Source organism: Streptomyces sp. NPDC047841, from assembly GCF_040704085.1.
GTDB lineage: Bacteria > Actinomycetota > Actinomycetes > Streptomycetales > Streptomycetaceae > Streptomyces > Streptomyces argyrophylli.
In genome coordinates, this window is the sequence record NZ_JBEYRP010000033.1 from 70,705 (window position 1) to 82,302 (window position 11,598).

At 70.8% G+C, this 11,598-nt stretch carries 10 protein-coding genes and 1 rRNA gene; 6 read left to right on the plus strand and 5 right to left on the minus strand.

Annotated features, from left to right (window positions below; all coding sequences use genetic code 11):
* Positions 1-473: 473 nt before the first annotated feature.
* The 3 genes from AB0947_RS36825 to AB0947_RS36835 form a co-directional block, all read right to left on the minus strand.
* Positions 474-1,181: a phosphatase PAP2 family protein gene (locus tag AB0947_RS36825; RefSeq protein WP_366754735.1), complete on the minus strand. Its 708-nt coding sequence runs from the start codon at positions 1,179-1,181 to the stop codon at positions 474-476.
* Positions 1,182-1,411: 230 nt separating this feature from the next.
* Positions 1,412-2,413 (minus strand): NlpC/P60 family protein, encoded by a 1,002-nt coding sequence (locus tag AB0947_RS36830; RefSeq protein ID WP_366754736.1) that lies wholly within the window; start codon positions 2,411-2,413, stop codon positions 1,412-1,414.
* A gap of 114 nt (positions 2,414-2,527) precedes the next feature.
* Complete coding sequence (locus AB0947_RS36835) at positions 2,528-3,298, minus strand: trypsin-like peptidase domain-containing protein (protein ID WP_366754737.1); 771 nt, start codon at positions 3,296-3,298, stop codon at positions 2,528-2,530.
* A 368-nt stretch (positions 3,299-3,666) separates the two neighbouring features.
* On the opposite strand from AB0947_RS36835, the gene AB0947_RS36840 reads away from it, so the two are divergent.
* The 6 genes from AB0947_RS36840 (at position 3,667) to AB0947_RS36865 (ending at position 10,884) form a co-directional block, all read left to right on the plus strand.
* The gene (locus AB0947_RS36840; RefSeq protein ID WP_014673544.1) at positions 3,667-3,975 is read left to right on the plus strand and encodes a hypothetical protein; all 309 of its coding nucleotides are present in this window, start codon (positions 3,667-3,669) and stop codon (positions 3,973-3,975) included.
* Between the two features lie 142 nt (positions 3,976-4,117).
* Positions 4,118-4,945, plus strand: a complete 828-nt coding sequence (locus AB0947_RS36845; RefSeq protein ID WP_366754738.1) for a hypothetical protein — start codon at positions 4,118-4,120, stop codon at positions 4,943-4,945.
* On the plus strand, positions 4,935-6,251 hold the full coding sequence (locus AB0947_RS36850; protein ID WP_366754739.1) for a hypothetical protein: 1,317 nt from the start codon (positions 4,935-4,937) through the stop codon (positions 6,249-6,251). Before AB0947_RS36845 ends, AB0947_RS36850 begins: the two co-directional genes overlap by 11 nt.
* Positions 6,248-7,804: an SCO6880 family protein gene (locus tag AB0947_RS36855; RefSeq protein ID WP_366754740.1), complete on the plus strand. Its 1,557-nt coding sequence runs from the start codon at positions 6,248-6,250 to the stop codon at positions 7,802-7,804. Before AB0947_RS36850 ends, AB0947_RS36855 begins: the two co-directional genes overlap by 4 nt.
* 14 nt (positions 7,805-7,818) lie before the next feature.
* The gene (locus tag AB0947_RS36860; RefSeq protein WP_366754741.1) at positions 7,819-9,231 is read left to right on the plus strand and encodes an ATP-binding protein; all 1,413 of its coding nucleotides are present in this window, start codon (positions 7,819-7,821) and stop codon (positions 9,229-9,231) included.
* A 42-nt stretch (positions 9,232-9,273) separates the two neighbouring features.
* Positions 9,274-10,884 (plus strand): type IV secretory system conjugative DNA transfer family protein, encoded by a 1,611-nt coding sequence (locus tag AB0947_RS36865; RefSeq protein ID WP_366754742.1) that lies wholly within the window; start codon positions 9,274-9,276, stop codon positions 10,882-10,884.
* Here the strand turns inward: AB0947_RS36865 and AB0947_RS36870 are convergent.
* On the minus strand, positions 10,881-11,447 hold the full coding sequence (locus AB0947_RS36870) for a GNAT family N-acetyltransferase (RefSeq protein ID WP_366754743.1): 567 nt from the start codon (positions 11,445-11,447) through the stop codon (positions 10,881-10,883). The genes AB0947_RS36865 and AB0947_RS36870 overlap by 4 nt on opposite strands.
* Positions 11,448-11,507: 60 nt before the next feature.
* Positions 11,508-11,598: ribosomal RNA gene (rrf, locus tag AB0947_RS36875) — 5S ribosomal RNA — on the minus strand; the annotation flags it as partial.

Here is an 11,598-nt window from a genome sequence, read left to right on the forward strand (position 1 = left end):
CGCGCGGGACCTGCAGCGGCCGGGACCGGCGCCCCGCCTACCGCCAGCCCGGGACGGACAGGGCGTACCCACCCGCACAGAGCCTGTAGCGGCCGAGACCGGCGCCCCGCCTACCGCCGGCCGGGGACGGGATGGCGTACCCGGAACGGCGATGTGACGAACGCGACGAGCGGCGGTCCGGCGGGCACGCCACGGCACGCGATGCCTCGCACCCCGCCCCAGCCACCGCCCGCCCCGGCGGCTGGATATCGGGCACCCCGCGCCCCCGCGGCCAGGAGTCAGGCACATCCCTGGGCCACCCCCACCCTTGCGGGTAGGCCCCCGGGCACCACCGGACCACCCCGCCCGCGCCGCTGAGGCACCGCGCACCTCCCCGGGCCACCTCACCCCCGCGGGCCAGGCGCCGGGCACCCCGGACCGCCCCACCCCCAGACGCCGGGCGCCCGCACCGCTGAGGCACCGCGTACCTGCGGCTAGGCCGCGAGGTCTCGTTCCTCCGTGTCCAGGGGCTTGCGGGCGCCGGGCAGGAGGGCGTTGCCGGGGCCGCCCGTCCCCGCGGAGCGCCGCCGCACGAGCCAGCCCGCGCGCGGCGAGCGCTCCACGGCCCGCATCAGCGGAGTGAGCAGCGCCGTGGCGAGCGGGGACAGCAGCAGGACGACCGCCGTACCGAGGGCGAAGCCGCCGACGACGTCGGTCGGGTAGTGCACGCCCATGTAGACCCGGCAGAAGCCCTCCAGCAGGGCGAGGCCGATGCCGGCGAGGCCGAAGCGGCGGTGGGCGACGAAGAGCCCCACGCCGAGCGCCATCGTGATCGTCGCGTGGTCGCTGACGAAGGAGAAGTCGGTCTTGCCGGAGACGAGGACGTCCAGGCCCTGGTGGTCCACGAAGGGACGGGGCCGCTCCACGAAACCCCGTATCGGCACGTTCACCAGCACCGCGAGACCGGCCGCGAGCGGCGCCCACACCAGCGCGGCCACCGAGGGCGCGGCCTCCTCGCCGCCCCGGCGCCGCACGGACCACCAGCACCACAGGACCAGCAGCACCATGGCGAGCAGCAGGCCGTACTCACCGACGAACTCCATGACCCGGTCGAACCAGTGCGGCGCGTCCTTGGCCAGGCCGTTGATGTCGTAGAGCAGCTCGACGTCGGGGTTCGATCCGGATTCGGCGAGTACAGCCATCGTGCTGCGGCCCCTTCGTCGTCTTCCCGGACGCACCTCGTGTGCGTCGCACCAGCTCCCCGTGGTTCGTAGATCCGCTTCCGCTGCACTGCCGCACTGACGTCCGCTCGGCTACGTCAACAGGAACGCATGCCCACCGCCTATACGTTCCACTCTCCACTGAATGATCACGCAGACGTTATCGAAGAGAGACTCGTCGCCCCAGCTCAGGGCATGGGTTCACGCTCGGTTCACACCTTCGTGGGGAGTGCTTTCGCGCCATCTTCGGTGACCCGGGTGGCACCGAAGTAGTCGGGTGTGTCGATGGGGTCGAACCGGATCACCGCGCCCGTGCGCGGGGCGTCGATCATGTATCCGCCGCCGACGTAGATGCCGACGTGCCGGATCGCCCGGGAGTCGGTGAGGTCGTCGGAGAAGAACACCAGGTCGCCCGGGAGCAACTGGTCCCGCGAGGGGTGCGGCCCGGCGTTGTACTGGTCGTTGGCCACGCGCGGCAGGGTGATCCCGAACTTCTCGTACGCGGCCTTGGTCAGCCCCGAGCAGTCGAAGCGCCCGCCCTGGTCGGGGGTGCCGTTGCCGCCCCACAGGTACGGCGTGCCGAGCCTGCTCTGCGCGAAGGCGATGGCGCCGGCGGCCTGCCGGGTGGGGTCGATCCGGGTGACCGGCGCGGCGAAACTCTTCTCCAGGCTGCGGATCCGCTGGACGTAGTTCTGCGTCTCGCTGATGGCCGGAACCCCGCCCGCCCGGATGACGCGGTAGGCGCCCGCGTTGTAGGCGGCGAGCATGTTGTCGGAGACGTTCCCCGGCACGTCCTTCACGTACTTCGCCAGCTCGCAGTCGTAGGAGGCGGCCGACGGGATCGCGTCGTCCGGATCCCAGATGTCCCGCTTGCCGTCCCCGTCGCCGTCGATCCCGTGCGTCGCCCAGGTGCTCGGGATGAACTGCGCGATCCCGCGCGCGTCGGCCGGGCTGACGACGGTCGGGTTCCAGCCGCTCTCCTGGTAGAGCTGCGCGGCGAGCAGCGCGGGACTGAGCGCCGGGCACAGGTTGCCCCACTTCTGCACCAGCGTCTTGTAGGCGGCCGGAACGGCCCCCTTGGCCAGCCCCCGGCTCCCCGACGTCACCCCGCCCACCAGGTTCCCGGCCACGAGATACACCCCGACGACGAGCAGCATGACGAAGCCCATGCCGAGCCCGACGGCCGCCCCACCGAACACCCATACCTTCCGCACGGTTTAACTTTCCCCCATGCGGGCGCGGTTCAAGGCCATTCATGCGCGAAGTGGCGTCATTTCACAGGTGATGGCGTACAGGTGACGCCCTCTCAGCCGTCCCGGCGGTCGCGCTCAGCTCCCGGCCGTGGCGTCCCGGTACAGCTCCCCCGCCTCGCCGCCCAGGACCACGCTGTACGACGTGTCCGGCGTGGAACCGCCCTGTTCATGGCCGCCGAGCACGCCGACGACCTGCCCGTCACCGTTCACCCAGGGGCTGCCGCTGGTGCCGCTCGTGAAGTCGGGGCAGTCGATGCGCTGCTGGGTGCTGCTGTGCGGAACCGGCCTGTTGGTGCAGCTGATGGGCACCTCACGGGAGTCGGGGTAGCCGGTGACGGTGACCGCGGTGGCACCGGTGGCCGCCCCGGTCGTGAACCGGTTGGCGCCGACCACGTCCTCCAGCCGCTCGCCGTCCCGCGCGGCGACGGCGGCGAAGGCGACGTCGCTGTCCTCGTCCTGCCCCTTGGCCCACCCGTCCGGCAGGAACCGCCGGGTCACCCTCCACACCCCGTGCGGGGCCCGCCCGTCCCGGTAGCCCGGCACGAACACCAGATCGCCGTCGGCGCCGGCCACGCAGTGCGCCGCGGTGACGATCAGATCGCCCTGCGCGCTGTGCACCACCGAGGCGGTGCAGAAGTGGCCGCCGGCGAGCCTGTCCGCCCGGTCGGCGTCGAACAGCGCGCCCACTCGCGCGCTGTGCCGGGTCGCGACGGTGTCGGCGGTGACCCCCAGGGGGCCCCGCCCGTCGTCCGCCGCGGCCACGGAGGACGTCGTCACGGTCAGCAGCACCACAGCTCCGAGCAACGCGGGCCGTGAGGTGACCGAGATGCGTGAGGTGCGCTTCATCAGGCCCCACTCTGTCCGACGAAGGTGAGAATCCCGTTCCTGCTTGGCTGAGATTTTCCTGTGAAACCCCCGATTCCCCGTCACCGGCGACCCGAACGTCGTCACCCCCATCCCGGCCTTGGCCCGTTTCCCGGTCCTCCGTGAGAACATCGACGCGACGCGTCACCCGGCCGGGACCACTCCGACTTCGTTGCCCAGCGTGACCAGCCATGATACACAGAGTGACCGTACGGGCCATTCATACGAAACCCGCCAGTCAATGACGTCAAGTCGACATACGTTGGCGGCGTTGTCGGCGACAATGAGGCCTGACCTCTGCACAACCGCAGGGGCACTCACGGAACTACCCACCAGGGGCGGTGACTTACATGCTCTTTGCGGCCGACAAGGGAGACATCAACACCATCATCGGCGGGATCGCTCCGGACTGGGGCCCCTTCGGCAGCCTGGGCAACGAGGCCAAGGTGATGATCGAGGTGGTCATGGCCGTGGCCATCCTCCTCTGCCTCGGCATCGCGGTGTGGGGCGCGGCGAAGCAGCGCATCGGCGCCACGGCCCTGCGGGACACCTTCAGCGCCGAACAGGGCAAGGGCCTCATCATCGCCGGTCTCACCGGGGTGTTCATCATCGGATCCCTCGGCACGCTGTTCACGATCGTGTACGGCATGGCGGTCTGACCCCGCCCCCTCCACCCCACCCACCCGTCGTGCCCACCGGCTGAGGTTGCGTCTCCCTGATGTCGAGTCACCACACCGCGCCCCCGCGGGAACCAGCACGGCTACCGTCGTATGCCTACGAGGGTGAGGGAGCGCACACGGCATGAGTCCCGGAGACGAACAGGGCTACGACTACCCCGAGACGGGCCACACCCGCACCCGCCTCCCCGACCCCGACCCCTACGGCGGCGCCCCCCGCCGCCCCCACCGCTCCTCCTCCCGCAGCCTGATCACGGTGGTAGGCGTAGTGGTCCTCCTCATCGCCGCCATCGCCTTCGCGAACCGGGGGGACGATTCACCGGGTGACGGGGCGACAGCGAAGAACGATCAGCCGCGAGCGGCGTCGACCGCGGCAAGCGGGACCAAACCGGTGGAGACGAAGACCGGCGACATCCCGTCCGGGTTCCCGCACACCGAACAGGGAGCACAGAGCGCGGCGGCGAATTACGCCGTGGCCCTGGGATCCGCCGAAATGTTCGACACTGCCTGGCGGCACCGGATCGTGGACACCGTCTACACCCCGGAGGTGGCCACGGCCAAGCAGTCGGCCATGGACAGCGCCTACTCGAACGAGAGGTTCCTCGCCAACATCGGATTGGCCAAGGACGGCACGGCTCCGAAGGGCCAGACGTTCGTCTCCCGGGTCATCCCCGTCGGCACGAAGGTCACTTCGTCGGGGGCGGACGCCACGACGGTCGAGGTCTGGTACACGTCGCTGTTCGGCCTCTCCGGTGAAGCCTCCAAGAATCCGGTGACCGAGAGTTGGTACACCACGACGTACAAGATGAAGTGGGCCGACGGTGACTGGAAGATCACCGACTTCCAGCAGAAGGACGGTCCAGTCCCGGTGGGCCGTGACCAGACGGCCTCAACCGCCGACGACATGACGAAGGCCGTCGAGGAGTACGGAGGGTTCACGTATGCGCGCTAACCACCGCGTCCTCAGGATCACGACTGTCGTCGGAGCCGCCCAGGCGGCCACGATGCTGCTGGCGACCCGTGCCTTCGCCGAGCCCACCCCATCCCCCACCGAGAGCAGCGACACCTGCGACCTGATCCGCGGCGCCGCCAAGCAATTCTGCGAAAAGGACAGCGGCTCATCCGGCGGATCCTCCGGCGGCACCCCCGGCAACCCCCTCACCGACACCCTCGACCCCCTCGCCTCCCTGGCCAAGGGCTGTGCCGACGCGGCGGCCTGGACCATCGGGAAGCTCAGTGGCGCCGTGAAGGAAACCGCCAACGTCGACTTCACCAATCAGGCGTTCCTGAAGCAGTACGCCGTCGTCTTCGCCGCCTCCACGATCCTCACGCTCCTCCTCTGGCTCCTCGCCGTCGCCAAGCGGGCCGTCCGCGGCGTCCCCCTCACCACCGCCATCTCGGAAGCCGTCGGCTTCCTCTGGCTCACCGTGCTGGCCTCCGCCTTCACCCCCCTCATCCTGTACACCGTCGTATCGGCGACGGACGGCGTCACGGACGTCCTCGCGAAGGCCACCGGCGACCAGGCCGACACCTTCTTCGGCACCTTCTCCGGCGCCCTGAAGAAGGGCAACGACATCGGCGGCGGCCCCATCATGCTGATCGTCGTGTCCCTGGTCAGCATCCTCGCCGCCGGCGTCCTCTGGCTGGAACTCGTCATCCGCGCCGCCCTGCTCTACGTCGGCGCCCTCCTCGGCACCGTCGTCTACGCCGGCCTGGTCGACAAGAACCTGTGGGGCCACGTCCGCCGCTGGGCCGGCATCATGATCGCCGTCATCCTCGTCAAGCCGGTCATCGTGATCGTCCTCGGCCTGGCCGGCGCCCTCTCCGGCGACAGCGGCCCCGACGCGTTCTCCGCCGTCGTCTCCGGCCTCGCCATCATCCTGCTGGCCATCTTCGCCAGCGCGATGATCTACCGCTTCGTCCCCGGCTTCGGCGACGAACTCGCCGGCTCCCGCAGCAACCGCATCATGCAGGGCGCCGAGAGCAAGGCCGCCGCCGTCATCAGCTCCCCGGCCACCCTCGTCGCCCAGGGCATCAAGACCCACAGCACCCGCGCCGACACCTCCGGCGGCCAGTCCGGCAGCACCCCCCGCCCGGCCAACCCCGCCACCGGAGGCGTCGCCGCCCACAGCAGCCGTACCCCCAACGGCGGCGGAGCCGTCCCCTCCGCCACACCCGCGCCCCGCGCGTCCAGCCCGGTCAACACTCCGCACGCCAGCAACACCCGCAACAACCGCTCGGGAGGTGAAGGGCGTTGACGACCGAGTCCCACCTGTCCCATCCGGTCACGCCCCGCCGTACGTACCTCATCGGCCGCGCCCGGCCGAACGCGATCGTCGGCCGGAACCGCGAGTCCGGCGAGATCGCCCTGATCATCGCCGGCGCGTTCCTCGGCATGATGTGCGGCCTCCTCGTCCCGGTCCTGCCCCTGCGGATCGTGCTGCTGACCGGCTTCCCGCTGCTCGCGCTCGCCGCGGTCTACGTGCCGTACAAGCGCCGCACGTTCTACAAGTGGTTCGAGATCAACCGCAGCTACAAGCGCACCGTCAAGCGCGGCGCCGTCTACCGCTCCACCGCCATGGAGGCCGGGACCCGGCTCGACGGACGCGAGATCGAGATCGGCCCGCCCCCGGGCATCGGCCGCATCACCTGGCTCGCCGCACCCTTCGGGCCGGACGAGATCGCCGTACTGCTGCACGCCGACCGCAAGACCGTCACCGCCGCCATCGAGATCGAGGGCCCCGGCGTCGGCCTGCGCGACTCCGAGGACCAGGAGGCCCTGGTCGACCGCTTCGGCACCCTGCTCAAGCACGTCGCCAACGGGGACGGCTTCGTCACGCGCCTGCAGATGCTCGCCCGGACCCTGCCCGCCGACCCGGACGCGCACGCCAAGGACGTCGGCCAACGCGGCGACCCCCGCGCCCCCGGCTGGCTCCAGCAGTCCTACGACCAGCTCCAGTCCATGGTGTCCACCAGCAGCGAGCAGCACCGCGCCTACCTCGTCGCCTGCATGCACTACACCCGCGAACTGGCCGCCGAGGCACACGCCATGGCCCGCGCCGTCCGCGCCCGCGGCGGCAAGGTCGACCGCGACGCGGGGCTCGCCGTCGTCATGGCCCGCGAGCTCACCGACATCTGCTCGCGGCTCCAGGAGGCCGACATCCGGGTACGGCAGCCGCTCGGTCAGGGGCGGCTGGCCTCCCTCGTCCACTCCATGTACGACCCCGACCACCCCATCGACCACATCCAGGCGATGACCCAGCGCAACGCCTGGCCGGCCGAGCTGGACGCCACGGAGCCCACCTACCTCCAGGCCAAGACCCGCGAGTCCAGCACCCGCGCACCCTGGTGCCACGCCACCGCCTGGGTGAAGGAATGGCCGATGACCCCCGTCGGCGTGAACTTCCTCGCGCCGCTCCTCGTCCACACCCCGGACGTCATCCGCACGGTCGCCGTCACCATGGACCTCGAACCCACCGAGATCGCCATCGAGCGCATGCTCACCGAGAAGACCAACGACGAGGCCGAGGCGTCCCGCGCCGCCAAGATGAACCGGACCGTCGACCCGCGCGACATCGCCGCGCACAACCGCCTCGACCAGCGCGGCGAGGATCTCGCCAGCGGCGCCGCCGGCGTCAACCTGGTCGGCTACATCACCGTCTCCTCCCGTTCCCCGGAGGCACTCGCCCGCGACAAGCGGACGATAAGGGCCTCCGCCGGCAAGTCGTACCTCAAGCTGGAGTGGTGCGACCGAGAGCACCACCGCGCCTTCGTGAACACACTTCCGTTCGCCACCGGCATCCGAAGGTAGGGGCTGATTCGCCGATGCGGGACCCGCTGTCCGTCCTCACCGAGGCCTTCACCTCCTTCCTCTTCGGGAAGGTCGAGACGACCCGGCTGCCGGTGCGCACCTCCACGGGCCAGGCCCAGGCCGTCTACCTGCCCACGGCCGCGCCCGGCCTCGGCGACTCAGGCGTCATCATCGGCCGCGAGGTGTACTCCGGTAAGGGCTACATCTACGACCCCTTCCAGCTCTACGGCCAGCAGCTGCCGGCCCCGCACTGGCTCGTCCTCGGCGAGTCCGGCAACGGCAAGTCGGCCCTGGAGAAGACCTACGTCCTGCGCCAGCTCCGCTTCAAGGACCGCCAGGTCGTCGTCCTGGACGCCCAGGGCGAGGACGGGGTCGGCGAATGGAACCTGATCGCCGAGGAGCTGGGGATAACGCCGATCCGGCTGGACCCGACGGCCGCCCTGGATCACGGCATCCGCCTGAACCCGCTGGACCCGGCGATCACCACCACCGGTCAGCTGGCTCTGCTGCGCACGATCATCGAAGTCGCGATGGGCCACGGCCTGGACGAGCGCTCCGGCTTCGCCCTGAAGGTCGCCCACTCGTACGTCAACGAGACCATCGTGGACCGCCAGCCGGTCCTGACCGACATCGTGGAGCAGCTACGGCACCCCGAACCGGATTCGGCGGAGGCGATGAACGTCGCCATAGACGACGTACGGGCGTGGGGCCTGGACGTCGCCCTGGTCCTGGACCGGCTGGTCGACGGTGACCTGCGGGGCATGTTCGACGGGCCGACGACGGTCGGCATCGACCTGGACGCCCCGCTGATCGTCTTCGACCTCTCCCACATCGACCGCAACTCCATCGCCATGCCGATCCTCATGGCGATCGTCGGCGTGTGGCTGGAGCACACCTGGATCCGCCCCGACCGGAAGAAGCGCATCTTCCTGGTCGAGGAGGCCTGGCACATCATCAACAGCCCGTTCGTGGCCCAGCTGTTCCAGCGGCTGCTGAAGTTCGGCCGCCGGCTCGGCCTGTCCTTCGTGGCGGTGGTCCACCACCTGTCCGACGTCGTCGACGGAGCGGCGGCGAAGGAGGCGGCGGCCATCCTGAAGATGGCGTCGACCAGGACGATCTACGCCCAGAAGGCCGACGAGGCGAGGGCCACCGGCCGGGTCCTCGGTCTCCCGCGCTGGGCGGTGGAGATCATCCCCACGCTCACGCCCGGCATCGCGGTCTGGGACGTCAACGGCAACGTCCAGGTGGTCAAGCACCTGATCACGGAGACGGAACGGCCGCTGGTCTTCACGGACCGCGCGATGACCGAGTCCTCCAGCGACCTCGCGGCCGACGACGCCCTGCGCGCGGCCGAACTGGAGGCCGAGCAACGGGCCGCGGCCTTCGTGGAACAGCACGTGGGCGACTCCGAGTCGACGGTGGCGTAAGGGGACGCGACGGGGCGCGGAAGGATGTAAGGGGAGCACAGGGTGAGACCGGACAACCGCCACGAGGACCGCCGGGACAGCCGCCGTGAGGGCCAGGGCGGCATCCCCGACGGCCTGCTGATCGGCCTGCTCGCGTTCCTCCTCGGCATGACGGTGCTGGTGTGGACGGCGACCGGCCTGGCGGCCTGGTTCACGCAGGGCGCCTGGCCCACCGGCGTCACGTTCACCCGCACGCCCCTGGCCATGCGCCACCTCATCGGCAGCCCCCACGACATCACCGGCGCCTGGCCGGACACCCCGCCGTCCCGGCTCTCCGGCTGGGGCCTGTTCTGGGGCCTGTTCATAGCCCAACTGATGATCCTCTTCGTCCTCACGGTGTTCGCCCTGGGAACGGTGGCCCGGTGGAGAGCCGGAAAGGCCCGCAGGGCCGCCGCCGAGCGCGGGGGGACGGCGCCGGCCCGTCCGGCGGGGGGCGCATCGGTGTGGGCCGGGCCGGGGCCCTCCGGAACGGCGGCGGCTGGGCCGATGGCCGCTGGGCCGGGGGTCGTCGAGCCGGACACCGCTGGGCCGGCTGTGGGGGCTGTGGCCGGGGTCGGCGGGCCCGCGGGGCCTGGCTCCGAGGACGCCACGCCCGCGGTCGCCCCCCGGCACGAGGTACCGGCGCCTCGCAGGGGGGCCGGGCCACTGGAACCGGGCGAGCTCCCGGCCGACGGTGGCCGGGCGGGCGGATGGGAGAAGATCCTCATCGCCCCCAGGGAGTACCGCCACACCACCGCGACCGAGGCCGTCCAGACCGCCGCCGGTCCCCTCCTCGTCGTCACCTCCAACCCCGCCCTCTGGTCGGACACGAAGGACGCGAAGGCCAAACTGGGCCCCACCCTCCTCTACGACCCCACGCACCTCTGCGACACCCCGGCCCGCCTCCACTGGTCCCCCACCACCGGCTGCGAAGACAAGCAAACGGCGCTGCACAGGGCGACGGCCCTGCTCGCCCCCGTACGCCCCACCGCGAAGATCGACCAGGCCGTGGCGGACACGGCGACCACCCTCCTGCGCAGCTACCTGCACGCCGCCGCGCTGGAGAACCGCACCGTCCGCCACGTCCACCGCTGGTCCCAGGGCATCCAGGTCCAGGAGGCGGTCCGCACTCTGCGCACCCACCCCAAGGCAGCCCCGGGCGCCGCCGGCGAGCTGGAGGCGGCCCTCACCGCCCACGCCGATCGCCGCGACATCGCTCAGGAACTGACCGGCAGGGCCCTCGCGGCGCTCTCCACGGTCAACATCCGCGAAGCCTGCACTCCCAACCGAAATGATGCCCTCGCCTTGGATTCCTTCATCCAAGAAGGGGGCACGCTTTATGTGGTCGGTGAATCCATCGAGGACCCGAGGAGCAATCCGGGTGCGATGCCGCTCCTGACGGCCCTCGTCTCCAGCGTGGTCGAGCGCGGCCGGCGCATGGCCGAACGGTCATCCTCCGGTCGGCTCGACCCACCACTCACCCTGGTCCTGGACGACATCGCGGCCGTGGCCCCGATCCCGGAGCTGCCGGCCCTGCTCGCCACCGGAGCCGACCGGGGCCTGCCGGCGCTCGCCCTGCTCCGCTCCCGCGAACAGGCCCGCGCCCGCTGGCCCCACGAGGAGCTGCCGGTCTAGACGGACCGCTCCAGCACGAACTCCAGCTCCGTCTCGGCCTCGTCCTTCGAGAAGGACACCACCAGGCCGCTCGGCGCGAAGCCGATCTTCCGGTACGCCGTCTGCGCTCGCGCGTTGTCCTCGTGGACGAACAGCCGCACCCGCTCGGCCCGTTGTTCCCACGCCCAGGCGAGTCCGGCTTCGAACAACGCCTCGATCAGCCCGTTCCCCCGGTGCTCGGGCCGTACGAAAACCCCCACGACGTGCCCCTGCCGCCGCTCGACCGGATACCCGGCCCAGTCCGTCGCCCCGGCCTCTTCGACGAGTACGGTGACCGAGCCGGCCCAACTCCCGTCGGACGTCTCGGCGATGAACTGCCGGGCGGTGGTGGAACCCTCCCCGGAGGTGACGGCCCGGTCCTGCCAGAAGGAGTCCGGCTTGGCCGCGGCGTTCTCGTAGGTCTCGAGAAAGGCGAGGTGTGCCACGGGGTCGCGCAGCGCGTCGAGGCGCAGCTCCTTCACCCGCTCCCAGTCGTCGGGCCGTATGGCGCGGACGACGTACTTGTTCCCGGCGAGAAGATTCATGCGACCACCCTAAACGCAGAAAACCCCCGCACCGAAGGTGCGGGGGTTTTCCCAAGAATTGTTCGGCGGCGTCCTACTCTCCCACAGGGTCCCCCCTGCAGTACCATCGGCGCTGTGAGGCTTAGCTTCCGGGTTCGGAATGTAACCGGGC